Below are 25,503 nucleotides of genomic sequence, written 5' to 3' on the forward strand. Positions count from 1 at the left end.
AGAGCCATCTTTACCATATATTATTTTTCTTCCGCTTCAATCGTTTCCTGCAGCCATTGGGTGAGTTCGCCGCCCAGGCTGTCATGGCGCATGCCATATTCCACGAAAGCCTGCATATACCCCAGTTTGTTGCCGCAGTCGTGACTAACGCCTTTCAGGTGATACGCTTCTACCGTCTCTTTTTCCATTAACATGGCGATGGCGTCCGTTAACTGAATTTCATTGCCCGCCCCCGGCGGTGTTTTTTCCAACAGGGACCAAATTTCAGCTGAGAGAACATACCGGCCGACAACGGCTAAATTAGATGGCGCTTCAGAGACCTTCGGCTTTTCTACTACGCCGACCATTGGCGCGCTATCACCGGCTTTTAATTCCACCCCTTTGCAGTCTACTACGCCATAGCTGCTAACATCCTCAACCGGCTCGACCATAATCTGACTATGCCCGGTATCGGAAAAACGTTGCAACATTTCGCTCAGATTATCTTTCTGCAGATCCGATTCATATTCATCAATAATCACGTCTGGCAAAATAACAGCCACAGGTTCATCACCCACTAATGGATGCGCGCATAATACGGCGTGCCCTAACCCTTTAGCCAGCCCCTGACGAACCTGCATAATGGTAACGTGCTTCGGACAAATAGATTGAACTTCTTCCAGCAACTGACGTTTAACACGTTTTTCCAGCATGGCTTCCAGCTCAAAGCTGGTATCAAAATGGTTCTCAATTGAATTCTTGGATGAGTGAGTGACCAGAATTATTTCATTGATTCCCGCAGCGATGCACTCATTGACAACATATTGAATTAGCGGTTTATCTACCAACGGCAGCATCTCTTTGGGAATAGCCTTGGTGGCGGGCAACATGCGCGTTCCCAATCCCGCTACCGGGATAACCGCTTTTTTTACTTTTTTATTAAAAATCGACATAAACAACCTCTTATATATCGTTCAAATAATGAACTTTATTTGTCTGGCCTAAAACAGGATAAGTATACCAGTTTAGCCGGGCCACGCTTTCCCACCGTATGGTTCAATAAAAAATAAGGTAACAGGTTACATAGTAGAAAATAAAAAATAATAACGGAAGCCGAACGCCGCCCGAAGAGAGTAATCGTCACAGCTATCAGACTATTCTGTAGCAAGCATTAGCCGTAAACGACCTCCGCCTCCCCATATCTGACACTGCCAGGCATCACAATGGTGGTTTAACTGATTAAGGTAGGCTTCATCAAGCGTTCCCAATGGCACGCCGCTATTGAGCGCGATCTGACGCTCATTGACGTTCAGTGTGGCATTTAAACCGGCGGATATCAGTATCAGCTGTTTTAATTCCCGATGATAATATCCGACCAATAGGGGGAAACGGCCTTCCAGACTTGCCTGACGCAGCAGATGATTAACCTGTTTTAATAAAATCGGCAAATGAGGCAAACGGTGCTGTTGATTTGCCAAATGCTCCTGAAGCACCCCGTTGAACAGCGTACGCAGTAATAATGCGGCCAGCGTGCCGTTATTGTTTACCGCCTGGGTAACATCCAGGCAATAGAACGCCAACTCATCTTCAGAGAGCGCGGCAATATCGAGTACCAGCCCCGGTTGCTCGGCAACGGTAAGCTGGCGGTAGTTTATTCGGCAACGCGCAAGCGTTTGCTGCACCGGCGGCTGCAGTTGCGCCAACAGCTTCGCAACGGTTTCAGGCGACTGATTAAGCGAATCCATATCCAGCATTAGTTGCTCAAGCTCATTTGCCGGGGAAGTAAACAAATCCGGATACAGACATGACATAACCGACTCACGCAAGCGGGCATAGTCACGGATGGGCTTCAGCAATACGTCCTGTACGCCAAGCCGCAGAACTTTTGCCACATCCGCCATTTGACTGGTCGCGGATATCACCAGTATCGGGGTATTGTTATCTTTTAAACGCAGATGTTCGAGGAACTCAATGCCGCCCATCATCGGCATTTTCAGATCGCAGATGATTAAATCAGGATAATGATGCTCCAAAACGCTTAACGCCTCCAAACCATGGATAGCCTCCAAAACTGTAGCGCCAAGCGAAGTCAGATAACCGGAAAGCACCGAGCGGAAAACGGCTTCATCCTCAATAACCAAAATAAGTTTACCCGCCAATGGTTGTTCCATCAGTTACCCCTTACTTCAAACTCTGCATTGTCCAGATTTGCGTTATCGCCTACGTTCATAAGGTCTGACGCCGTGTGCGCAGGATATTCAGTGCGACTTGTTGACCAAAGGCAGCAATTCATCACGTTTCTTCTCCACGGCCTGGCGACCGGCCTCTATCGCTTCCTGCGCCCGATGAAAATCCAGAGTGGCGATCTGCGGGCAATAAGGCTGTAAGATCACATCAGGCGGGTCGCCCGCCATCCGGGTCATCTTCAGTCTGTTTTCAAGAATCTGAATTGATGTGCTCATGATTTCCATCGCCGTTGGCGAGACCTCGGTGCGCTGGCGATGCCCCCTTAACAAACGCTCACGAATTTTACCGCGCCAGTTATTGGCAACCACACCCACTTCAGGTTCCGGCGCCGTCGGTTTAATTGATAGAAAATCGTGATGGTTAAGGCTGGCCTCCTGCTGCAAATCAACGGCAATCACAATATCGGCCCCCAGTGCCCGGGTCAACGATACCGGCACCGGATTCACCACCGCGCCATCCACCAGCCAATAGCCATTAAAGCGAACGGGAGACAACAGGCCGGGTATGCTGCAAGATGCTCTGATAGATTGATGCAAATCCCCTTTCGTCAACCAAAGCTCCCGCCCGGTGCTCAGATTGGTCGCCACTGCGCCATATTTAATATCACAATCCTCAATCCGTTGCGTACGTAACAGATGCTTTACATTATTAAACACTCTGTCGCCGCGTAAGAGACCGCCGCGCTGCCAGGAGAGATCCATCAGGCGGATAACGTCCCAATAGCCAAATGCGCTGACCCAGCGTTCCATGGCATCCAGCCGGTGCGTCGCATAAGCGGCGCCGACCAAGGCGCCGACGGAGCAACCGGCTACCACGTCAACTTCAATTCCCAGCTCCGTCAGCGCCTTGATAACGCCAATGTGAGCCCATCCTCTGGCGGCCCCGGAGCTTAATGCCAGACCAACTTTTATCTGTCGCATGGTTGACCTCATGTGTTTTCATTCTAGCGCACATTGCTACGTCCAGAGCTTATTAGGTAACATATCGGCATCCTGAATAGGGATCCCACTATTATTTATCATGTTTTTTATAATGTAAGTTTTCTTCAGGAGATGCCGTGTCGGAATCTTGCCCCTGTGGCAGCGGGTTGCCATATCGCTCATGCTGCCAGCCATACCTCATCCATGCTGCTCAACCCGCTGCTCCCGTTACCTTGATGCGTTCCCGCTATACCGCCTATGTCAGACGGGATGTGGATTACCTGATTGCGACATGGCACCCCGAACTGCAGCCGGAAAAATGGCGTAGCTCCATTGTCGAAAGTTGTCAGGATACTCGTTGGCTGGGACTTAGCATATTGGCAACCTCCGTCGGCGGCACGCCGGATGAAGGTTATGTCGAGTTCGCCGCACGCTATTCGTCCGCGGCGAACAAACAACAGACAAGATTAATCATGCGGGAGCGCTCACGCTTCCTTCGCCATCATAATCGCTGGTACTATATGGACGGCATTCATTTGCAAACCGGCAGAAACGAGCACTGTCCGTGCGGTTCCGGCAAAAAATACAAAAAGTGTTGCGGACAGTAAGAGACAGAGATTAACCCGCAGTGAATTCCGGCACTGCATCAACATACGGTCGTTATTTTAGTTTTGGACAGGATCCACGCGCTCATGCAATCCCAGAATATACAAAGAAAAGTTTTACGCACCATTTGCCCTGACGCCAAAGGGCTTATCGCAAAAATCACCAATATTTGTTACAAGCACGAACTTAATATCGTGCAAAATAACGAGTTTGTGGATCATCGCACCGGGCGTTTTTTCATGCGCACCGAACTGGAAGGTATTTTCAACGATACAACCCTGCTGGCCGATCTGGACGGCGCGCTTCCCGAGGGTTCGGTTCGTGAACTGACCAGCGCCGGCAACCGCCGGATTGTCATTCTGGTGACCAAGGAAGCCCACTGTCTGGGCGATTTATTAATGAAAAGCGTCTACGGCGGACTGGACGTTGAAATTGCCGCGGTTATCGGCAACCATGAAACATTACGCACCCTGGTTGAGCGGTTTGAGATCCCGTTCCATCTGGTCAGCCATGAGGGGCTTACCCGGGAAGAGCACGATCAACAGATGATCGCGCAGATTGACCAATATCAGCCGGATTACGTGGTGCTGGCAAAATACATGCGGGTGTTGACCCCGGCGTTTGTGCAGCATTATCCGAATCAGGTCATCAACATTCACCACTCCTTCCTGCCGGCCTTTATCGGCGCGCGGCCGTACCACCAGGCCTATGAGCGCGGCGTGAAAATCATCGGCGCCACGGCGCACTACGTAAACGACAGTCTGGACGAAGGCCCGATCATTATGCAGGACGTTATTCACGTCGACCATACCTACACGGCCGATGATATGATGCGGGCCGGACGCGATGTCGAGAAAAACGTGTTAAGCCGCGCGCTTTACCGGGTGCTGGCGCAGCGTGTTTTTGTCTACGGGAATCGCACCATTATCCTTTAATTTGTCGATCGGACATCGTTTTCATCGCCAGGATGCGCCGTATGGAATAAAAAAACGGCAAACAGGTTTATTTTCGATATATCAGGCTTTACAGCGGCGCGTCATTTGATATGATGCGCCCGCTTGAAACGAAAGCATCTTGCAGTAAGGCCAGTGGTGGGGTTCCCGAGCGGCCAAAGGGAGCAGACTGTAAATCTGCCGTCACAGACTTCGAAGGTTCGAATCCTTCCCCCACCACCATTTCTAAGACTTCCCCAAACCAAATTCCAACGCATACTTTCAGATTCCCGTCAGGGGGAAGGTGAGAACCTTCGACCAAGGTTCGACAAAACCGCCAGGTTTTGAACAACGCGTCAGCGTTGGCCCGCAGGGCGAGCCGCGCAGCGGCGAGTTATCCTTCCCCCACCACCATTTCTAAGACTTCCCCAAACCAAATTCCAACGCATACTTTCAGATTCCCGTCAGGGGGAAGGTGAGAACCTTCGACCAAGGTTCGGGCGTGGGATTAACTCTTCCAACTCCCCGGCCCGTAAGAAAAAACCGGCAGTTGCCACGACCAGCGGATCGCCGCCAGACGTAGCGACAGGCCAATGGCGAAAGAAACCAGCAGGTTGATATCATGATTCACATTGAGCGACTTCAACCCCAGATACAGCAGCGCCACCAGCAGCGAAACGCTGGCATAAAGCTCTTTCTTTAATACCATCGGGGTGCGGTTACAAAAAATATCGCGCAGAATGCCGCCGAAAATCCCCGTCATAATCCCGGCCATAATCACCACCGTCAGGGAATAATTCAGCGCCAGCGCGACATTGCAGCCGATAATGGTAAAGGCGATCAGCCCCATGGCGTCCAGCACCAGAAACAGGCGGTGCAAATGGTGCATAACGCGCGCAATGATAATGGTAAAGAGACCGGCGCCGATGGTGAGATAGATATAACCGGGGTGCTGCGTCCAGCCGATGGGATAGTTGCCAAGGAGGATATCGCGCACCGTGCCGCCGCCCAGCGCGGTGATAAACGCAATCATGCCGACACCGAAAATATCCATATTACGGCGCCCGGCGGCCAGCGCGCCAGACATGCCTTCAGCGGTAATGGCGATCAGATAGATGTAAGTCAGCACACAATATTTCCTGTGAAATGTGCCCCTCCCTCTGTCCGTTTTACCTGAGAGTTTACGCGGCGTGCGCCGCTTGCCCCTTCGGTGGGTTGTCGCAACAACCTCTCTCCAGTTGGCTGAAATGGAATCCGCAGTATGGTGGCCTGAGCGATTATGGGAGTTTGCGCCTTCGGCGGAGCCTCGATGACGAAGCTCTCTCTCCTGCGAACTGCGGAGTATACGGGCTACGCCTTCCCGGTTCAATCCGCTATAGGCGAATCTTGTTTACCCGTCGAGCGGCTTCCCACGCCGGCGGTGACTCACCGCCTGAATTTCTGTTACCATCGGGAAACATTTTCATTGAACGGCAGCGAATATGAAGGTTGTTTCTTTTAATATCAATGGGCTAAGAGCGCGTCCGCATCAGTTGGCCGCCATTATCGAACAGCACCGGCCCGATGTGATCGGCCTGCAGGAAACCAAAGTCCATGACGATATGTTTCCCCTGGACGAAGTGAGCCAGTATGGCTATCACGTTTTTTACCACGGACAAAAAGGCCACTATGGCGTCGCGCTTTTGTGCAAGACCCCGCCTATTGCCGTGCGCCGCGGTTTTCCAACGGACGAGGAAGACGCCCAGCGCCGCATCATTATGGCGGATTTTGCTACCGAACAGGGAACGCTTACCGTGATAAACGGTTATTTCCCGCAGGGGGAAAGCCGCGATCATCCGATTAAATTTCCTGCCAAAACACGCTTTTATCAGGATTTGCAAAACTATATCGAGCAACATCATCTCGCCGCTCACCCCTTAATCATTATGGGCGATCTCAATATCAGCCCCACCGATCTTGATATTGGCATTGGCGAGGACAACCGCAAGCGCTGGCTGCGCACCGGGAAGTGTTCCTTCTTGCCGGAAGAGCGCGAATGGCTGGCCCGGTTACAAGGCTGGGGGCTTGTCGATACGTTCCGCGCCGCCAATCCGGACTGTAACGATCGTTTTTCCTGGTTTGACTATCGTTCCGCCGGTTTCGATACCAACCGGGGTCTGCGTATCGATTTGATACTGGCCAGCCGACCGCTGGCTGAATGCTGTACCGCTACCGGCATCGACTATGACATCCGGGCGATGGAAAAGCCGTCCGACCATGCGCCGATATGGGCCGAGTTCGCGCTGTAATATAACGACGCGGTGGCGCAGTTCCGCGGCGCGACCGCGCTTACCCGGCGGCGTTTAAGCATTGACGCTACTGTTTGAGCGGCTGCCAAATCAGATTATTGGTCCCCAGTGTTTGTTTGTCCCTCACGCACTGCAGGATCACCCCGTCCACTTTCAACACCGCGCCTTCCGTATAGTTGCGGTTCTCATAAACACAACAGCGCATACAATGATTATTCCGCTCCCGCGCGGCGGCGCCCGCGCCCCACGCTTCGGCGGGGACCGGCACCACAACCTCCGTTCCGCCGCGATTCGCCTGCGCCACCGACGGCAGCGCCAACACCGCGGCGGTCATAAACCAGCTAGCTAACCCTCTCATTGACTCTGCTCCTTCTCTTTGCGTTGCGGCTTGCGCCGCTTTTTACCGCTCGCCGGAGGAGCCGTGATGCCCTTGAACGCGCTCACGGCCCGGCTTGCTCTGGCCTGGTGAATCAACTCCTGCAACGCCTGGGTCAGCGGCTGCATAAAATCCTGATAGCGGCACTGTTTTTCGCTGATTTGCGTCAGCGTCGCTTCCCAGTGCGCCGTCATATCCGGATGCGCGGCGCTGTCCGGCAGAGAGTGGATTAATGCCCGCCCCGCCTCGCTGGCATGGATATAACGCCCCTTCTTGAACAGAAACGTACGCTTGAACAGCAGTTCGATAATGCCCGCGCGCGTTGCCTCGGTGCCTAAGCCATCGGTGGCGCGCAGGATTTTCTTGAGCGCTTTATCCTGCACAAATCGCGCGATGCCGGTCATCGCCGACAGCAGGGTGGCGTCGGTAAACGGCCGCGGGGGCTGAGTTTGCCGTTCCACCACTTCACCGCGTTCGCACAGCAGTTCATCGCCTTTGGCGACCACCGGCAGGGGCGTGCCCTCGTTCTCTTCATCGCGCTCCTTGCCCCCCAGCAGCGTGCGCCAGCCCGCTTCCGCCAGAAAGCGGGCTTTGGCGACAAATTTCCCGCCGGCGATATCCAGATCGATAACGCATTTACGGAACACGGCGTCAGGACAAAACTGCATGATGTACTGGCGGGCGATCAGTCCGTAAACGTTGCGTTCGTTATCCGACAACGCGGTGTGCGAACTGCGGGCCGTGGGGATAATCGCATGGTGGGCATCCACTTTACCGTCATCCCAGCAGCGGTTGCGTTTGTCGATATCCATGACCGGCTGCGGTAATAAATCCGGCTGATGTACCGCAATGGCGTTCAGCACCGCATGGCGCCCGGCAAAATGCTCTTCCGGCAGATAGCGGCTATCGGAACGCGGGTAGGTAATCAGCTTGTGGGTTTCATACAGCTTCTGGCAAATATCCAGCACCTGCTGGGCGCTGAGTCCGAAGCGTTTGGCGGCTTCAATCTGTAGCGTCGACAGCGAATAAGGCAGCGGCGCCGTTTCCGACTCGCGTTTATCATTATAGCCGGTCACCCATGCGGGCCGGCCGTCAATACGCTTGACCACATGCTCCGCCAGGGAGCGATGCAATAAGCGCCCTTCCTCATCCTGATAAGGCTCGCAGGACTCGCTCGGCTGCCAGAGCGCGACAAACCGTTCGCCGGCGGGGGTGATGATATGGGCTTTAACTTCGAAATAGTCTTTCGGCACGAAGTGTTCGATCTCTTCATCCCGGCGAACCACCAGCCCCAGTACCGGCGTTTGCACCCGGCCCACCGATAGCACGCCGTCATAACCGGCATTACGTCCCAGCAGCGTATAGGCCCGGGTCATATTGATGCCGTACAGCCAGTCGGCGCGGGAACGGGCCAGCGCGGAAACGCACAGCGGAATGAATTCCCGGTTCTCGCGCAGTCTGGCCACCGCCCGTTCAACCGCCTGGGGATTCAGGTCGTTAATCAGGCAGCGGCGCACCTGATGACGCTTTTCTTGCGGTAGCGAGAGGTATTCCAGCACCTCGTCGACCAGCAGTTGCCCTTCACGATCGGGGTCGCCCGCGTGAATGATTTCATCGGCTTCCCGCAGTAGTTTTTTGATGGTGTTAAGCTGTTTGCTCACCGCCGGCCGGGGCTGCAGCAGCCACTTCTGTGGGACGATCGGTAAATCGGCCAACGACCAGCGCGCATAGCGCGCGTCATAAACGTCGGGCTGCGCCTGTTCAAGCAGGTGCCCGACGCACCAGGTCACGACATCGCCCTGGCCGCAGGCAATAAAACCATCGCCGCGTCGATGAGGTTTAGGCAACACATCCGCAATCGCCCGCGCGAGGCTGGGCTTTTCGGCAATAAAAAGTCGCATTACGCACCATTACGCTGAAAGACTATTGCCAACCGCCGTTGTGCAAAATCGGACAGCAGCAACGAGGAGCGAAGACCTTTCAATGCGCGTTTATCAAAAATAACGGACGAATTTTTCACTATCGAGCGGCGTCACACTGGTCGATGCCTTTAACTGCGGCGTCCCCAGATAGAGGAAGCCGACTATCTCGTCCTGTTCACTGCAATGAAAAGCCTCGCGCACCAGCGGGTGATGCGTCCAGGCGCCGCTGCGCCAGATGCCGTTGAACCCCTGCGCCAGCGCGGCCATTTGCATCACCTGTACCGCGCAGCCGGCGGAAACCACCTGCTCCCAGCGCGGAACTTTGGGATTTTCCGTGCAATGCGCCACCACGGTAATAATCAGCGGCGCGCGGAAAGGCGCCAGCCGGGCTTTTTCTATTCCGGCCTCATCCATGCCCGCCTGCTGCGCCGCGTCGCTCAACAGCGCGCTAAAACGCGCCAGTCCTTCATTTTCAATCACAAAGAAGCGCCAGGGCTGTAAAGTTCCGTGATCGGGGGCGCGCATACCGGCGTGGATAATATTGTTCAGCGCCGCGCCTGAAGGTGCCGGCGTTGTCAGGCGGGAAGCCGAGCGGCGATTAAGTAACAGTTCGAGAGCATCCATCGCACATCTCCTGTATTACAATCTGGTTTCTGTGGTAAGGCGATATTGCGCGCCAAGGTAGCACAAGTAGAAGTTTTGTTACAAGATAGCCCCATCCCGGTGCCTTGCGGGCACTATTTAATGCTGACTTTTCAGCGTCCGCTCTTTAGGATATTAAGCTGTTTTCCCGTTCTCGGAGATGTTATGCGCACATTGTGGCGAATTTTTAGCGGATTTTTTAAGTGGACATGGCGTCTGCTTAATTTTATCAGAGAATTTATTCTCAATATTTTTCTTATCGCGCTCATTCTTATCGGAGTCGGGATTTATACACAATTCAACAGCACGCCGGCGGAAACCGCCCGCGGCGCCCTGCTGATCGACCTCACCGGCGTGGTGGTCGATCAACCCAGCATGAATAATAAACTGCGTCAGTTGGGGCGTGAATTTTTCGGCGCATCCAGCAACCGCCGCCAGGAAAACTCCCTGTTTGATATTGTCGACAGCATTCGGCAGGCGAAAACCGATGATAATATTACCGGTATCGTGCTGGATCTGAGCGAGTTCGCCGGCGCGGATCAGCCATCGTTGCAGTATATCGGTAAATCCCTGCGGGAATTCCGCGACGGCGGGAAACCCATCTACGCCGTGGGCGATAGCTATAATCAGGCGCAATATTATTTGGCCAGTTTCGCCAATACGGTGGCGCTGACCCCTCAGGGCAGCGTCGACCTGCACGGTTTCGCCACCAACAATCTCTACTTCAAAACCCTGCTGGACAAGCTGAAAGTCACCACCAATATATTCCGCGTCGGAACTTATAAATCGGCGGTTGAACCCTACCTGCGCGATGATATGTCCCCGGAGGCCAAAGAAGCGGACGGCCGCTGGATTAACACCCTCTGGCAGCACTATCTGGACACCGTCGCCGCTAACCGGCAGATAACCCCGCAGCAGTTGTTCCCCGGCGCCGTCGGTATTCTCTCCGCTTTACAGGCGGTGCAAGGCGATACCGCACGCTATGCCCTGCAGAATAAACTGGTGGACGAAGTCGCCTCCCGTTCCGTTATTGAGCAAACGCTGGTAAAAGCATTCGGCTGGAATAACAAAACCAACAACTTTAATTTCATCAGCATATACGACTATGCGCCTAAGCCTGCGGTGCAGAACAATAATCAGATAGCGGTGATTTTTGCCAATGGCGCCATTATTGACGGCCCGGAAACGCCGGGAATGGTGGGTGGCGATACTACGGCCGCCCGGATCCGCGCCGCGCGCCTCGATCCCAAAGTCAAGGCGGTCGTGCTGCGCGTCAATAGCCCCGGCGGCAGCGTGACGGCATCGGAAATGATTCGCTCGGAGCTGATGGCGGTTCGCCTGGCCGGCAAACCGGTGGTGGTTTCCATGGGCGGTATGGCGGCATCGGGCGGCTACTGGATTTCAACGCCGGCAAACGCCATTATCGCCAGCCCGAGCACCCTCACCGGTTCTATCGGTATTTTCGGGGTAATCAACACCGTTGAAAACTCACTGGAAAGCATCGGCGTGCACACCGACGGCGTGGCGACTTCGCCGCTGGCCGACCTGTCGATCACCAAATCGCTACCGCCCGAATTCAGCCAGATGGTTCAGCTAAGCATTGAACGCGGGTATAAGAATTTTATCGATATCGTCGCTCAGGCCCGCAAGAAAACGCCGGAGCAGATCGATCAGATTGCCCAGGGACATGTGTGGATCGGCAGCGACGCCAAAGAGAATGGCCTGGTGGACCAGTTAGGCGATTTTGACGATGCGGTGAAAAAAGCCGCCGAACTGGCAAAACTGGGCCAGTACCAGCTTAGCTGGTTTGCCGAACAGCCAAGCCTGTTTGACGCCATGCTGAACCAGATTAACGCGTCGGTTTATGCCTGGCTGCCCAGCGCCGTTCAGTCGCTGCTGCCCGCACCGGCGGCGCAGTTGGCCGAAGTGGTTCAAGCGCAGCCGTCCATTATGCATAACCTTAACGACCCGCAGCATCGTTACGCGCTTTGCCTCACCTGCGGCGAAGTCCGGTAAAACCAGCGATAAAGATTAAATCAGCCACGGGATCAACCATGAACAGAGCGCTATTGTTAATTGATTTGCAAAATGATTTCTGCCCCGGCGGCGCATTGGCGGTGGCCGAGGGCGATCGGGTGATCGAGGTGGCGAACCGCGCCATCGCCGCCTGCGCCGCGGCGAATATCCCGGTCATCGCCAGCCAGGACTGGCATCCGGCCGATCACGGCAGCTTCGCGGCCAACGCCAACGCCGCCGTGGGGGAAACCGGCGAACTGGACGGCCTGCCCCAGGTCTGGTGGCCGGTACACTGCGTGCAGCATCAGCCGGGCGCGCAGTTTCATCCGGCGTTAAACCGGCAGGCGATTGAATGGGTGGTACGCAAAGGCACCCAGGCCAATATTGATAGCTATAGCGCGTTTTTTGATAACGGGCACCGCGCCAAAACCGCACTCGACGACTGGCTACGGGCGCGGAATATTACTCGCCTAACCGTGATGGGCATCGCCACGGACTATTGCGTGAAATTCAGCGTGCTGGACGCCCTCGAACTGGGCTATAAAACCGAGGTGCTGGCGGATGGATGCCGCGGCGTCAATCTCGCCCCGCAAGACAGCCGGGCGGCGCTGGAGGAAATGCAGCGGCGCGGCGCGAAGCTTGTCGATCTGCCAAGCTTCGTTGCCGGGCTGGCGTCCGGCGGCTAGCGCAGGTCCGTTGTTCTTAGCCTCCGGCCTGCGTTTCGCCCGGCATTTTTATCTTTACCACGGCGGGTTCACTGAACTGCTGCTTCAGCTGTTGTTTGCTTTTTATCACAATCTCGCCGTCGGGGCCGATGGACATATGCTCCGCCTGTTGATTATGGCGAGCCTGCCACAGCATCACCATTTGCAGACAATTCTCTTTCTGTTGCGCAGACAAAGCGACGCCATCCGGCCATTTGCCCAACTCCACCGCCGTTGCCAGCCGTTGATAAATTTCCGGCGTCATGGCGTCAATCAGATCGTCGAGTTGCATCCTTTAATCTCCCCGCTTGCGGTTTTTGCCGCCATATTTATCACCATAAACGCTTGGCTGAAACGATTAAGCCGGGTTACAATTCAGTTAAGGCAGCCAGCTTGCGCAGTCGGCCGATTTTAGCCGTCAACCCGCTCGCCATCCACTTCGTCGATAAAGCTGAGCGACGCGGAATTAACGCAGTAGCGCTCCCCCGTAGTCTGAGGACCATCAGGGAATACGTGGCCCAGATGCGCGTCGCAGCTACCGCAGCGAATCTCGATGCGCCGCATGTTGTGGGCGTTATCTTCAAGATAGCGGATGGCGTCGGATGAGACTGGCTGGTCGAAACTCGGCCAGCCGCACCCTGAGTCGTATTTGCTTTCCGAATAGAACAGCGGCTTCTGGCAGCACAGGCAGTGGTAAATACCCGTACGCTTATTGTGCAGCAATTTGCCGGAATAGGCGGGTTCAGTGCCCCGCTGTTGGGTCACATAGCGTTGCATTTCCGTCAGCTGTCGCCCATCTGGCGGTGTTTGTTGAGAGGGATCGTCGCTCATAGTCGCCTCACTGGGTGTGTTAGCAATTAAATCAATCATTAATTATAACAAAAAATTAACAACTTTACAGGCCATTTTGGCTTAATATAATAGCTGTTGTCGGGGCGAATATTTAATTGTGACCTTTATCGCAATTCTGGATGGGACGGAGTTTATATGATGCTCTCAGAGCCGGTATCCGTCTGAAATGTTCTTTATTTACAGCACTGGCGGATTTTCGTGCAAGGGTTGGCGGCAGGTTTGACTTACAGCAACTATTGACACGATTCCGCTTGACGCCCAACAAGGTTTTTGTAATTTTACAACCAACCTTTTATTCACTAACCAATATCTGGTGGAATATATGACTATCAAAGTAGGTATCAACGGTTTTGGCCGCATCGGCCGTATTGTTTTCCGCGCTGCACAGGAACGTTCCGACATCGAAATCGTCGCGATCAACGATCTGTTAGACGCTGAATACATGGCGTACATGTTGAAGTATGACTCTACCCATGGCCGTTTCAACGGCACCGTTGAAGTTAAAGATGGCCACCTGGTTGTTAACGGTAAAACGATTCGTGTCACCTCAGAGCGCGATCCTGCTAACCTGAAGTGGAACGAAGTCAACGTTGATGTTGTTGCTGAAGCAACCGGTCTGTTCCTGACTGACGAAACCGCGCGTAAACACATCACCGCCGGCGCCAAAAAAGTGGTGCTGACCGGTCCGTCCAAAGACAGCACTCCGATGTTTGTTATCGGCGTTAACCATAAAAGCTATGAGGGCCAGGATATCGTTTCCAACGCATCCTGTACCACCAACTGCCTGGCGCCGCTGGCCAAAGTCATCAACGACAACTTCGGTATCGTTGAAGCGCTGATGACCACCGTTCACGCCACCACCGCAACGCAGAAAACCGTTGACGGCCCGTCTCACAAAGACTGGCGCGGCGGTCGCGGCGCATCTCAGAACATCATCCCCTCTTCTACCGGCGCAGCGAAAGCGGTTGGTAAAGTTATTCCTGAACTGAACGGCAAACTGACCGGTATGGCGTTCCGCGTTCCTACCCCGAACGTATCCGTTGTCGACCTGACCGCCCGCCTGGAAAAACCGGCTTCTTACAAAGAAATCTGCGCCGCCATCAAAGCCGCTTCTGAAGGCGAACTGAAAGGCGTTCTGGGTTACACCGAAGATGACGTGGTTTCCACCGATTTCAACGGCGAAAAACTGACTTCCGTGTTCGACGCGAAAGCCGGTATCGCGCTGAACGACAACTTTGTGAAACTGGTTTCCTGGTACGATAACGAAACCGGCTACTCCAACAAAGTTCTGGATCTGATCGCCCATATCTCCAAGTAAGTTCGGCTAACGATTCAATGATAAAGGGCGGCCCTGGGGTCGCCCTTTTTACTTGCTGATTAACAACAACCAAAAAACTTCCGGGAGAAGTTTTTGACGTCGCGTTAGCGACGGCCCACAGGGTGGCGGCCATGGATGGCACGCCACAAAAAAAGGCAACATTATGAATGATAAGATTTTCGCGCTTCCCATCAGCAAACCCGTTACGTCGACCATAAGCCAGCGGCGGCTGGATCAGTTGCCGGTCATCGTTGTCGAACACCCACAGGTTCGCGCGGCGGTGGCATTACAGGGCGCCCATCTGTTGAGCTGGCAGCCGACGGGCGAAGCGCCGGTCCTGTGGCTGAGCGACAACACCGAGTTCACCGAACAGGTGGCGATCCGCGGCGGGATCCCCATCTGCTTCCCGTGGTTCGGCCCCTTTTCCACCCCCAACCACGGCTTTGCTCGTCTGCTGCCATGGGAGTTCACCTCCCATAGCGAAGACGAACACGGCGTACAGCTCGCCTTCACGCTGCGCGACAGCGCGCAGACCCGGGAATATTGGCCGCACGAATTTACCCTGATCGCGCGTTTCACGCTGGGGAAAGAGAGCCGTATCGAACTGGAGGCCCACGGCGATTACAGCATCACCAGCGCCTTGCACACTTATTTCCATATCGGGGATATCGGCCGGATCGCCATCGGCGGCCTGGGTGAACGGTTTATCGATAAAGTGAATCAGGGCGAGATAGCGTCGCAGCAAGGCGATTTGGTCTTTACTGGTCGTACAGACCGAATTTACACCCATCCGCAGGCTATTAGCGTTATTGATGACCCGGCGTTACAACGCGCGATTGAAGTGCACCACGACCACCACAGCGACGTGGTATCATGGAACCCCGGCGCGGAATTATCGCATACCATCGGCGATATGACCGACGAAGGCTATAAAACCTTTGTCTGCGTGGAAACCGCGCGCATTAATCAGCCTTTCACCGCCACGCTGCGCTCCCCCGCCAGGCTGTCCGCCACCTTGCGCATCAGGAAAACGGCATAAGATAATCGCCGGATCATCCGCCACCATCAGCGCGCCCGGAGCATATCAGACAATATCCAGAGGCTGTTTGCGCCGCGGCGGCGGAAATGCCTGATCCAGCTGCGCAAGCGCCTCCGGCGACAGCACAATATCCAGTGCCTGCGCATTCTGCTTAACGTGCGTTTCGCTGCTGGCTTTGGGAATGGCTATCACCCCTGGTTGGCGGATGACCCAGGCCAGTAGAACCTGGGCCGGGGTGATGGCATGCTGCCTGGCGACGGCGTTAACCACCGAGTGGGCAAACAGCCCGTCGCGCAACCGCCCCGCCTGGGCAATCGGGCAATACGCCATCACCGGCACCCGTTGTTGCCGGCACCACGGCAGCAGATCGAACTCGATACCGCGCGACGCCAGATGGTACAGCACCTGATCGGTCATGCACGCCTCGCCCCCTTCCAACGACCAGATCTCGCGCATATCATCAATATCAAGATTGGATACGCCCCAGCGGCGGATCTTGCCGCTACACTGTAGCTGCCGCATGGCGGTGATGGTATCAACCAGCGGAATGCCGCCGCGCCAATGCAGTAAATAGAGGTCGATATAATCGGTTTGCAAACGCTTCAGACTCTGCTCGCAGGCGTTAACCGCCTTCTGGCCGCCGGCGTTGTGCGGATAAACCTTGGAAACCAGATACACCCTGTCGCGTCGCCCGCGAATCGCCTCGCCGACGACTTTTTCCGCCCCGCCATGGGCATACATTTCCGCGGTGTCGATCAGCGTCAGCCCCTGGTCGATACCCGCCTGAAGCGCCTTGACCTCCTGCGCTCCGGCCGCGGTATTTTCCCCCATAAACCAGGTTCCCTGCCCGACGGCCGGCACCGTGCTTCCGTCCGGAAAACTGACTTCTCTTATCGCCATTATCCTTTCTCCTGTGACCAATAGCGCGTCACGCCAATGCACCATTAATGTGCAAATGGGGTGATATCACCCCATCTTAGTGCAATCGGCGCACCATGACACCGAGCGGCTTTAGAACCGGTAGCTGACGCCCAGGCTTAGTAACGCGCTATAGCTGCTATCGACTATCGGGCTATCCTTCGCCTCATCGGACAAACGGGTATAGCGGCCCACCGCCCAGGCGCTCCAGTCAGGATTTATCTGATAGTTGGCGCTAAGCTCGACATAGGGCGCCCAGCCATCCCCGGGACGGTAGCGATCAAACCCGGAGCGCGCCGACTCCTTACCGCTGACGCCATAGTAATAACGGTTCATATTTTCACTGAACCAGCTGGCGCCGATGCCAGGAGTAATATTCAGATCGCCCAGCGTAAAGCGATAAAGATAGGCGCTATCCCAGATAAGGCCGTTGCTGTAATCCAGCGTATCGCCGGCCAGTACGGTGCGAATTTGCCCCCACTCGGCAATATGCTGATAAGCCGCTCCGGCCATCAGCGTGCCGCGCCGCTTATCCAACTGCTTCATCCGGACGTCATCGCTGTCGCCGGGTTTGAACCCCAACGGCAGATAGTACGCGGTCAGCGATAGCTTATTGACGCCGTCATTCCACAAATAGTATCCGCCCCCCAGGCCGCGAAAATAAAAGCTTTCACTTTCATAGTTCAGCATCGGCAACGGGTAAACGTGATTATCATCACCGCGATAGACGGACGTAGACCCTGCGGCCCCCAGCCCCAGGGAAACCTCCGCCGCATGGGCCGCGGGAAGCGCCGCGACGGCCGACACCAGCGAGACTGACAGACATAGTTGAAATTTATTCACAATTTTTATTTCCTATCACAGATATACATCGTTAAAAATGATGCTGCGGCTGTTGGTTTTTTTCTCTGCGCGTCTTAATAAAGATAAGACAAGAGAATAACTTATACCAATATTGTCTCTACCTTATGGGCAACAGGCGTTATTCTGCTTTAAGACCCGCCACGCTGGATGTTACACGCTATTGCCAGGAAGTGAGTCATTGAAATATCTTAAAAAGATCTCTGCCCAGAGAGGAAATTTTACGGATGCAAACTAAGCTTTAATAGAGAAGATGAAGTTTTCCGCGCCTGCAGGCATAAATAAAACCACGATATCGCCCGGCGCCACAAGTTGGCATAAGGGTTGCTAATCAGACTGTAGTTAGGCTGTAGTCAGGGGGAGATTTCTTCTTTCGAGAGGGCATATTACAGGCCGTACGCATTCTACACGCTCTCTTAATCATCTGTGCTAATCGACGAAGGACGGCATCGCTATGAACATATTTGATCACTATCGTCAGCGTTACGACGCTGCCAAGGATGAAGAGTTCACATTGCAGGAATTCCTTACCATCTGTCAGCAGGATCGTAGTGCGTATGCTAACGCGGCTGAGCGATTGCTGATGGCTATCGGTGAACCCGAGATGGTGGATACCGCTCATGAATCGCGGCTGTCCCGTCTATTTTCCAATCGGGTTATTGCGCGCTATCCCGCTTTTGAAGAGTTTTATGGCATGGAAGACGCCATAGAACAAATCGTCTCTTACCTGAAACACGCCGCGCAGGGATTGGAAGAGAAGAAACAGATTCTCTATCTGCTGGGACCGGTCGGCGGCGGTAAATCCTCGCTGGCGGAGCGCCTGAAAGTGCTGATGCAGCACGTCCCGATTTACATACTCAGCGCCAACGGCGAACGCAGCCCGGTGAACGATCATCCGCTGTGCCTGTTTAACCCACGGGAAGATGCCGCCATTCTGGAGAAAGAATACGCCATTCCGCGGCGCTATCTGGGCACCATCATGTCGCCGTGGGCGGCCAAACGGCTGCAGGAATTCGGCGGCGACATCACTAAATTCAAGGTCATCAAAGTCTGGCCGTCAATTCTGGCGCAGGTCGCCATTGCCAAGACCGAGCCGGGCGACGAAAACAATCAGGATATCTCGGCGCTGGTCGGCAAGGTCGATATCCGTAAACTGGAACATTTCGCGCAGAACGATCCCGATGCTTACGGCTACTCCGGCGCGCTGTGCCGAGCCAACCAGGGCATCATGGAATTCGTGGAAATGTTCAAGGCGCCGATTAAAGTGCTGCATCCGCTGTTGACCGCGACGCAGGAAGGCAACTACAACGGTACGGAAGGTATTGCCGCCCTGCCGTTTAACGGCATTATTCTGGCGCACTCCAATGAGTCGGAATGGGTGCAGTTCCGTAATAACAAAAACAACGAAGCCTTCCTTGACCGCGTCTATATCGTGAAAGTGCCGTATTGCCTGCGCGTTTCCGAAGAGGTCAAGATCTACGACAAGCTGCTTAATCACAGCGAACTCACTCACGCCCCTTGCGCGCCGGGTACGCTGGAAACGCTGTCCCGTTTCTCCATCCTGTCGCGGCTGAAAGAGCCGGAAAACTCCAGCATCTATTCGAAGATGCGGGTTTACGACGGCGAAACCCTGAAAGATACCGACCCGAAAGCGAAGTCCTATCAGGAGTATCGCGATTATGCCGGCGTTGATGAGGGCATGAACGGTCTTTCCACCCGCTTCGCCTTCAAGATACTTTCCCGGGTCTTTAACTTCGATCACAGCGAAGTGGCGGCGAACCCGGTACACCTGTTCTATGTGCTGGAGCAGCAGATTGAACGCGAGCAGTTCCCGCAGGAACAGGCGGAGAAATATCTGGAACACCTGAAAGGCTATCTGATCCCCAAATACGCGGAGTTTATCGGCAAAGAGATTCAGACCGCCTATCTGGAGTCCTACTCCGAATACGGACAGAACATCTTCGATCGCTATGTCACCTATGCGGACTTCTGGATTCAGGATCAGGAGTACCGCGATCCGGATACCGGGCAACTGTTCGACCGTGAATCGCTGAACGCCGAACTGGAGAAAATCGAGAAACCGGCGGGCATCAGTAATCCCAAGGATTTCCGTAACGAAATCGTCAACTTTGTGCTGCGCGCCCGCGCCAACAATAGCGGACGTAATCCGAACTGGACCAGTTACGAGAAATTGCGCACGGTGATTGAGAAGAAAATGTTCTCCAACACCGAAGAGCTGTTACCGGTGATTTCGTTCAATACCAAAACCTCAACGGATGAACAGAAAAAGCATGATGATTTCGTCGATCGCATGATGGAGAAAGGCTATACCCGCAAACAGGTGCGTTTGCTGTGCGAATGGTATCTGCGGGTGAGGAAATCGTCATAATGATTCATGAAACCGGCAACGTCGTTTGGGGGAAGCATGGCCTATTTCATTGATCGACGGCTAAATGGCAAAAACAAAAGCATGGTTAACCGCCAGCGCTTTCTGCGCCGCTATAAGTCGCAAATAAAACAGTCGATTTCCGAGGCCATTAACAAGCGTTCGGTGACCGATATAGACAGCGGGGAATCGGTATCGATTCCCAACGGAGACATTAACGAACCGATGTTCCATCAGGGGCGCGGCGGCCGCCGCCATCGCGTGCATCCGGGGAACGACCACTTTGTACAGAATGACCGCATCGAGCGGCCGCAGGGAGGCGGCGGCGGTTCCGGTCAGGGCGATGCCAGTAAAGACGGCGAAGGCCAGGATGAGTTCGTATTTCAGATATCCAAAGACGAATATCTGGACCTGCTGTTTGAAGATCTGGCGCTGCCGAATCTGAAAAAAACCCAGCACCGGCAGTTGAACGAGTACAAAAACCATCGCGCGGGTTATACCGCCAATGGCGTTCCCGCCAATATCAGCGTGGTGCGCTCATTGCAAAACTCCCTGGCCCGGCGGATGGCGATGACGGCGGGTAAACGCCGTGAGTTGCACTCTCTGGAGGCGGAGCTGGAACAGTTGGAGCATTCCGAACCGGTACAGTTGCTGGAAGAAGAGCGTTTGCGCCAGGACATTGCCGAACTGCGGCAAAAAATCGCCCGGGTGCCGTTTATCGATACCTTCGATCTGCGTTACAAAAATTATGAGCGCCGGGCCGAGCCATCCAGCCAGGCGGTGATGTTCTGCCTTATGGATGTTTCCGGTTCGATGGATCAGGCCACCAAGGATATGGCGAAACGCTTTTATATCCTGCTCTATCTGTTTCTCAGCAGAAATTATAAAAACGTCGAGGTGGTTTATATCAGGCACCATACCCAGGCTAAAGAGGTTGACGAGCAAGAGTTCTTCTACTCGCAGGAAACCGGCGGCACCATTGTTTCCAGCGCGTTGAAGCTGATGGAGGAAGTGGTGCGCGAACGTTACGATCCGTCTCTCTGGAATATCTATGCGGCGCAGGCGTCCGACGGCGATAACTGGGCCGATGACTCCCCTTTATGCCATCAATTGCTGGCCGACCAGCTGCTGCCGATGGTGCGCTATTATAGCTATATCGAAATCACCCGCCGTTCCCACCAGACGCTGTGGCGCGAGTACGAAATGCTGCGTGACGAATTTGATAACTTTGCCATGCAGCATATTCGCGATCCGGATGATATCTATCCGGTATTCCGTGAACTTTTCCGCAAGCAAACGGTGGGGAACTAACCTAGATAATCAGCCAGCCAATATTACCCTGGCTGATTTTATCGCCCGCCACTTGTTACAACGTCACCAATATAAGCTTTCATTATCCGGCGCGCCGCGTTGCCGACCGTTCGGGCAAGGGTGTTAACCCGCGGGCTGAAAGGCCGCATTATCCCGCTGCCCCAGCGTTAAACCCTGGCGTAACGGAATACGGATAAATCGTCGGATTGAATATCCGGCGTTTTACCGGCGATGATATCGGCCAGCAGTTGTCCCGAACCGCAGGCCATCGTCCATCCCAAGGTGCCGTGCCCGGTATTCAGGAACAGGTTTTTCAGCGGTGAGCGTCCGACCAGCGGCGTACCGTCCGGCGTCATCGGACGTAACCCGCTCCAGAAGGTCGCCTGCTCGACCGGCCCGACGTGCGGGTAAAGATCGCGCACCACCATCTCCAGCGTTTTACGCCGTTTGGCATTCAACCCGGTATCAAAACAGACGATTTCCGCCATGCCGCCCACGCGGATTCGTCGATCGAAACGCGTGATGGCGACCTTATAGGTCTCGTCCAGCACGGTGGAAACCGGCGCGGCGGCCTCATCGAGCAGCGGTATGGTCAGGGAATAGCCTTTCAGCGGATAGACCGGAATAGAGAACCATTCGCGCAACAGCCCAGTCGAATACGAGCCGCAGGCCATGACGTAAGCGTCCGCGATCAACGCCTCGCCGTCACATTGCACGCCGGCGACCTGCGTCCCCGCCACCTGCAAATCACGGACGGCCAGACCGAACCTGAATACCACGCCGGCATCCGCCGCCATTCTGGCCAGACGGCGGGTGAATAACTGACAATCCCCGGTTTCGTCATGGGGCAAACGTAAACCGCCGGTAAGCTTATCAGTGACGTTCGCCAGCGCCGGTTCAATGGAGGACAGCTGCAGGTTATTCAGCAGTTGGTACGGCACGCCCGCCTCTTTTAACACCGCGATATCGCGCATCGCATTTTCATACTGCTGCGCAGTGCGGAACAGTTGCAGCGTACCGCCCTGCCGGCCCTCATATTGGATATTGGTTTTCTGGCGCAGCGCCCGCAGGCAATCCCGGCTGTATTCGGCCAGCCGTACCATGCGGGCCTTATTGACCTGGTAATGACGGCTGTCGCAATTCAGCAGCATCTGCCACATCCAGCGCAGTTGTTCAGCCGAAAAGTCGGGCCGGATAGCCAGCGGCGCATGGCGCTGAAACAGCCATTTAACGGCCTTCAGCGGTATGCCGGGCGCCGCCCAGGGAGCGGAATAGCCCGGCGAGATCTGTCCGGCGTTTCCGGCGCTGGTTTCAAGCGCCGGCTCCGCCTGCCTATCGACGACGGTCACTTCATGTCCGGCCTGCGCCAGATACCAGGCGGTACTCACGCCAATAACACCACTCCCTAGAATGACAACCCGCATCTTTACTTATCTCCGTCCATTACGCTTACTTGCCATGTAATATGCTGGATAATTAGCTATCTATTGGAATAAAAGGCTACTCTAGCATTTAGGTAAAAATTGTCATCATGTGCAGATATAGCATTTATCTATTGTTCGTTGCCGTCGCAGGCAGCATATTATACCGGCTGACTCGGTGAATATTTTCTGCCAACCTGCCGTTTTTACGTCACTTTTATCAGATTGAGCTAAGATTAATTATGTCTGTGCGATATTGTGCAGGCGATCATGCAAGGGGCGCGCTGATGGCTATATCGACTGATAACCCGGTAAAAAAACCTAATCGCCTGGATGATGGGCCAGACTGGTCGTTTGAGCTATTGCAGGTCTATCTTGATGAGATAGATCGGGTAGCGAAACTCTATCGTCTGGATACTTACCCCCATCAAATCGAAGTAATCACCTCCGAGCAAATGATGGACGCCTATTCCAGCATAGGCATGCCGATTAACTATTCCCACTGGTCGTTCGGTAAGAAATTTATTGAAACCGAGCAACGTTACAAGCATGGACAGCAAGGGCTGGCTTATGAAATCGTTATCAACTCGGATCCCTGTATCGCCTATCTGATGGAAGAGAATACCCTGCCGATGCAAGCGCTGGTTATGGCCCATGCCTGCTATGGGCATAACTCTTTCTTCAAAGGCAATTATCTGTTCCGCAGCTGGACCGATGCCGGTTCAATCGTCGACTATCTTATCTTTGCCCGGCAGTATATTGCGCAATGCGAAGAGCGCTACGGCGTAGAGGAGGTGGAAAGCCTGCTGGATTCATGCCATGCGCTGATGAACTACGGCGTGGACCGCTACAAACGCCCGCAAAAAATCTCGCTGGAAGAAGAGAAATCCCGCCAGAAGAGCCGCGAGGCCTATCTGCAAAGCCAGGTCAACGACCTGTGGAAAACCCTCCCGCGCCGCGAACAGGGCATGGCGCAGGAGCAAGCTCGGCGTTTCCCGCAGGAACCGCAGGAAAACCTGCTCTACTTTATGGAAAAAAACGCGCCGCTGCTGGAACCCTGGCAGCGTGAAATTTTGCGTATCGTGCGTAAGGTCAGCCAATATTTTTACCCGCAGAAACAGACCCAGGTGATGAACGAGGGATGGGCCACCTTCTGGCACTACACCATTCTTAATCATCTCTATGATGAAGGCCGGGTTTCCGAACGTTTTATGCTGGAGTTCCTGCACAGTCACACCAACGTCATTTACCAGCCGCCATACAACAGCCCCTATTACAGCGGGATCAGCCCTTACGCGCTGGGCTTCGCCATGTTTCAGGATATTAAGCGCATCTGTCAGGATCCCACCGAAGAGGATCGCTACTGGTTCCCGGAAATCGCCGGTAAAGACTGGCTTGACACGCTGCACTTCGCCATGGAGAACTTCAAGGATGAGAGCTTTATCAGCCAGTTCCTGTCGCCGAAAGTGATGCGTGATTTCCGGCTATTCACCGTGCTTGACGACGACCACAATAATTATCTTGAAATCGCCGCGATCCATGATGAAGAAGGCTACCGCTTAATCCGCCAGGAGCTGTCGGCACAGTATAACCTGAGCTATCTTGAACCCAATATTCAGGTCTGGAATGTGGATTTGCGCGGCAATCGTTCACTGACGCTACGCTACATCCCGCATAATCGGGCGCCGCTGGATAAGAGCAGTCATGAAGTGATGAAGCACGTTCATCGTTTATGGGGGTTTGAGGTATATATGGAGCAGGAGAACGACGACGGCAGCATCGAGTTGCTGGAGCGCTGCCCGCCGCGCAACGCGCCGTCCTCATAGCGCTCAAACAGCGAGCTGAAAAAACGGCATTTGCAAAGGGTATTCAGCGGCGAATTTCGGCGATATCGTGCGGAATGGCGCTCTGCATACTATGCCAGATGGCGCCGCTCTCTTTGCCATAATGCCGGACCACGTCCATAACCTGCTCGTACAGGCCGTCATGGCACAGCGTTTCCAGCCGCTTATAGAAATCCAGCGCCAGCCTGCGGGCATCGGGATTGGAAAAATAGTAGCGGCCGACGCGAATATACAATCCTTTCAATCCATTGAGGATCAGGCCGTAAATCGGATTACCGGAGGCGAACGCCAGCCCGCGGAATACGTTGTAATCCAGCTGCGCGAAAGCATCCGCGTTATCATCCACGGCCCCGGTCTGCTTTAATACTTCACGGGTCTTTTCCGGGTGCTGCCGTAACGCCGTGCGGATAAAAATAGCCGCGATATTGGTACGCACCGCCAGTAGATTATCAATAAGTTGCGGTACGCTGTCGTGGTCGAGCCGAGCCAGCGTCTCCAGAATATTCAGTCCGGACGTTTCCCAGAAGTTATTGATTTTCGTTGGTTTGCCATGTTGAATCGTCAACCAGCCGTCGCGCGCCAAACGCTGCAGCACTTCCCGCAACGTGGTGCGCGTCACGCCTATCAGCTCGGAAAGCTCTCTTTCTGCAGGCAGGATCGATCCCGGAGGAAAGCGGTTATTCCATATACTTTCAATAATATATTCTTCCGCGAATCCGGCTGGACTTTGCGCCTTTATGACCATGAGTTTGATATTCCGTAGCGATATTTACCAGTGAAAACTGGTACTCATCATACCAGATGAACCCAACATGCCATAGCATCGCCGTCCCGCGCCAGAAAAATTCAAGATAAAACTGTGACCGCAAACAAAACCATGCGTTCCGGCGCCCCTTATCACTGGTCGGTTGGCAAAATTTT

23 protein-coding genes, 1 tRNA gene, 1 other RNA gene and 1 riboswitch are annotated in these 25,503 nt (G+C 54.3%); of the genes, 12 read left to right on the plus strand and 13 right to left on the minus strand.

Annotated elements, in window-relative coordinates; translation table 11 throughout:
- Window positions 1-20: 20 nt before the first annotated feature.
- The 3 genes from galU to rssA form a co-directional block, all read right to left on the minus strand.
- Window positions 21-932 carry a UTP--glucose-1-phosphate uridylyltransferase GalU gene (gene galU, locus EH206_RS11240; protein ID WP_009112887.1) on the minus strand — a complete coding sequence of 304 codons (912 nt, stop codon included), beginning with the start codon at window positions 930-932 and terminating at the stop codon, window positions 21-23.
- 201 nt (window positions 933-1,133) lie between these two features.
- On the minus strand, window positions 1,134-2,150 hold the full coding sequence (rssB, locus tag EH206_RS11245; RefSeq protein ID WP_009112888.1) for a two-component system response regulator RssB: 1,017 nt from the start codon (window positions 2,148-2,150) through the stop codon (window positions 1,134-1,136).
- A gap of 87 nt (window positions 2,151-2,237) precedes the next feature.
- Window positions 2,238-3,146: a patatin-like phospholipase RssA gene (rssA, locus tag EH206_RS11250; RefSeq protein ID WP_009112889.1), complete on the minus strand. Its 909-nt coding sequence runs from the start codon at window positions 3,144-3,146 to the stop codon at window positions 2,238-2,240.
- Between the two features lie 137 nt (window positions 3,147-3,283).
- On the opposite strand from rssA, the gene EH206_RS11255 reads away from it, so the two are divergent.
- From EH206_RS11255 to EH206_RS11270, 4 genes are all read left to right on the plus strand, one after another.
- Window positions 3,284-3,754 (plus strand): YchJ family protein, encoded by a 471-nt coding sequence (locus EH206_RS11255; protein ID WP_009112890.1) that lies wholly within the window; start codon window positions 3,284-3,286, stop codon window positions 3,752-3,754.
- Window positions 3,755-3,838: 84 nt separating this feature from the next.
- Window positions 3,839-4,687 carry a formyltetrahydrofolate deformylase gene (purU, locus tag EH206_RS11260; RefSeq protein ID WP_009112891.1) on the plus strand — a complete coding sequence of 283 codons (849 nt, stop codon included), beginning with the start codon at window positions 3,839-3,841 and terminating at the stop codon, window positions 4,685-4,687.
- Between the two features lie 155 nt (window positions 4,688-4,842).
- Window positions 4,843-4,927: transfer RNA gene (locus EH206_RS11265), tRNA-Tyr, on the plus strand.
- A 41-nt stretch (window positions 4,928-4,968) separates the two neighbouring features.
- Window positions 4,969-5,098, plus strand: a non-coding RNA gene (locus EH206_RS11270) — RtT sRNA.
- 94 nt (window positions 5,099-5,192) lie between these two features.
- On the opposite strand, the gene EH206_RS11275 is transcribed toward EH206_RS11270, so the two are convergent.
- The gene (locus EH206_RS11275) at window positions 5,193-5,813 is read right to left on the minus strand and encodes a trimeric intracellular cation channel family protein (RefSeq protein ID WP_009112892.1); all 621 of its coding nucleotides are present in this window, start codon (window positions 5,811-5,813) and stop codon (window positions 5,193-5,195) included.
- A 118-nt stretch (window positions 5,814-5,931) separates the two neighbouring features.
- Window positions 5,932-6,024, minus strand: a riboswitch (glycine riboswitch).
- 141 nt (window positions 6,025-6,165) lie between these two features.
- On the opposite strand from EH206_RS11275, the gene xthA reads away from it, so the two are divergent.
- Complete coding sequence (gene xthA, locus EH206_RS11280) at window positions 6,166-6,972, plus strand: exodeoxyribonuclease III (protein ID WP_009112893.1); 807 nt, start codon at window positions 6,166-6,168, stop codon at window positions 6,970-6,972.
- Between the two features lie 67 nt (window positions 6,973-7,039).
- On the opposite strand, the gene EH206_RS11285 is transcribed toward xthA, so the two are convergent.
- The 3 genes from EH206_RS11285 to EH206_RS11295 form a co-directional block, all read right to left on the minus strand.
- The gene (locus EH206_RS11285) at window positions 7,040-7,330 is read right to left on the minus strand and encodes a DUF1496 domain-containing protein (protein ID WP_009112894.1); all 291 of its coding nucleotides are present in this window, start codon (window positions 7,328-7,330) and stop codon (window positions 7,040-7,042) included.
- The gene (locus EH206_RS11290; RefSeq protein WP_009112895.1) at window positions 7,327-9,249 is read right to left on the minus strand and encodes a DNA topoisomerase III; all 1,923 of its coding nucleotides are present in this window, start codon (window positions 9,247-9,249) and stop codon (window positions 7,327-7,329) included. Before EH206_RS11290 ends, EH206_RS11285 begins: the two co-directional genes overlap by 4 nt.
- 93 nt (window positions 9,250-9,342) lie before the next feature.
- On the minus strand, window positions 9,343-9,894 hold the full coding sequence (locus EH206_RS11295; RefSeq protein WP_009112896.1) for an NAD(P)H nitroreductase: 552 nt from the start codon (window positions 9,892-9,894) through the stop codon (window positions 9,343-9,345).
- A gap of 183 nt (window positions 9,895-10,077) precedes the next feature.
- Here EH206_RS11295 and sppA point away from each other — a divergent pair, with 183 nt between their 5' ends.
- Together sppA and pncA are read left to right on the plus strand one after the other, a co-directional pair.
- The gene (sppA, locus tag EH206_RS11300) at window positions 10,078-11,928 is read left to right on the plus strand and encodes a signal peptide peptidase SppA (protein ID WP_009112897.1); all 1,851 of its coding nucleotides are present in this window, start codon (window positions 10,078-10,080) and stop codon (window positions 11,926-11,928) included.
- Between the two features lie 38 nt (window positions 11,929-11,966).
- Window positions 11,967-12,614, plus strand: a complete 648-nt coding sequence (pncA, locus tag EH206_RS11305) for a bifunctional nicotinamidase/pyrazinamidase (RefSeq protein WP_009112898.1) — start codon at window positions 11,967-11,969, stop codon at window positions 12,612-12,614.
- Window positions 12,615-12,630: 16 nt separating this feature from the next.
- Here the strand turns inward: pncA and EH206_RS11310 are convergent, their stop codons facing one another.
- A complete protein-coding gene (locus EH206_RS11310) occupies window positions 12,631-12,924 on the minus strand; it encodes a YeaC family protein (RefSeq protein WP_009112899.1) in 294 nt (97 codons plus the stop codon).
- Between the two features lie 119 nt (window positions 12,925-13,043).
- A complete protein-coding gene (gene msrB, locus EH206_RS11315) occupies window positions 13,044-13,463 on the minus strand; it encodes a peptide-methionine (R)-S-oxide reductase MsrB (protein ID WP_009112900.1) in 420 nt (139 codons plus the stop codon).
- 343 nt (window positions 13,464-13,806) lie between these two features.
- On the opposite strand from msrB, the gene gapA reads away from it, so the two are divergent.
- Together gapA and EH206_RS11325 are read left to right on the plus strand one after the other, a co-directional pair.
- On the plus strand, window positions 13,807-14,802 hold the full coding sequence (gene gapA, locus EH206_RS11320; protein ID WP_009112901.1) for a glyceraldehyde-3-phosphate dehydrogenase: 996 nt from the start codon (window positions 13,807-13,809) through the stop codon (window positions 14,800-14,802).
- Window positions 14,803-14,965: 163 nt separating this feature from the next.
- Window positions 14,966-15,841: a D-hexose-6-phosphate mutarotase gene (locus tag EH206_RS11325; protein ID WP_009112902.1), complete on the plus strand. Its 876-nt coding sequence runs from the start codon at window positions 14,966-14,968 to the stop codon at window positions 15,839-15,841.
- A 45-nt stretch (window positions 15,842-15,886) separates the two neighbouring features.
- On the opposite strand, the gene EH206_RS11330 is transcribed toward EH206_RS11325, so the two are convergent.
- Together EH206_RS11330 and EH206_RS11335 are read right to left on the minus strand one after the other, a co-directional pair.
- Window positions 15,887-16,741 carry an aldo/keto reductase gene (locus EH206_RS11330; RefSeq protein ID WP_009112903.1) on the minus strand — a complete coding sequence of 285 codons (855 nt, stop codon included), beginning with the start codon at window positions 16,739-16,741 and terminating at the stop codon, window positions 15,887-15,889.
- A 111-nt stretch (window positions 16,742-16,852) separates the two neighbouring features.
- Window positions 16,853-17,602, minus strand: a complete 750-nt coding sequence (locus EH206_RS11335; protein WP_009112904.1) for a MipA/OmpV family protein — start codon at window positions 17,600-17,602, stop codon at window positions 16,853-16,855.
- Window positions 17,603-18,074: 472 nt separating this feature from the next.
- Between EH206_RS11335 and yeaG the strand changes: the two genes are divergently transcribed.
- Window positions 18,075-20,009: a protein kinase YeaG gene (gene yeaG, locus EH206_RS11340; RefSeq protein WP_009112905.1), complete on the plus strand. Its 1,935-nt coding sequence runs from the start codon at window positions 18,075-18,077 to the stop codon at window positions 20,007-20,009.
- Between the two features lie 36 nt (window positions 20,010-20,045).
- On the plus strand, window positions 20,046-21,317 hold the full coding sequence (locus EH206_RS11345; RefSeq protein WP_009112906.1) for a YeaH/YhbH family protein: 1,272 nt from the start codon (window positions 20,046-20,048) through the stop codon (window positions 21,315-21,317).
- Between the two features lie 167 nt (window positions 21,318-21,484).
- Here EH206_RS11345 and EH206_RS11350 read toward each other — a convergent pair whose 3' ends face one another.
- Window positions 21,485-22,741, minus strand: coding sequence for a D-amino acid dehydrogenase (locus EH206_RS11350; RefSeq protein ID WP_009112907.1), 1,257 nt, complete (start codon window positions 22,739-22,741; stop codon window positions 21,485-21,487).
- Between the two features lie 284 nt (window positions 22,742-23,025).
- Between EH206_RS11350 and EH206_RS11355 the strand changes: the two genes are divergently transcribed.
- Window positions 23,026-24,564 (plus strand): SpoVR family protein, encoded by a 1,539-nt coding sequence (locus EH206_RS11355; protein ID WP_009112908.1) that lies wholly within the window; start codon window positions 23,026-23,028, stop codon window positions 24,562-24,564.
- 43 nt (window positions 24,565-24,607) lie between these two features.
- On the opposite strand, the gene fadR is transcribed toward EH206_RS11355, so the two are convergent.
- Window positions 24,608-25,327 (minus strand): fatty acid metabolism transcriptional regulator FadR, encoded by a 720-nt coding sequence (fadR, locus tag EH206_RS11360; RefSeq protein WP_009112909.1) that lies wholly within the window; start codon window positions 25,325-25,327, stop codon window positions 24,608-24,610.
- Between the last annotated feature and the right edge of the window lie 176 nt (window positions 25,328-25,503).

The sequence above is a fragment of the Brenneria nigrifluens DSM 30175 = ATCC 13028 genome, assembly GCF_005484965.1.
GTDB classification, from domain to species: domain Bacteria; phylum Pseudomonadota; class Gammaproteobacteria; order Enterobacterales; family Enterobacteriaceae; genus Brenneria; species Brenneria nigrifluens.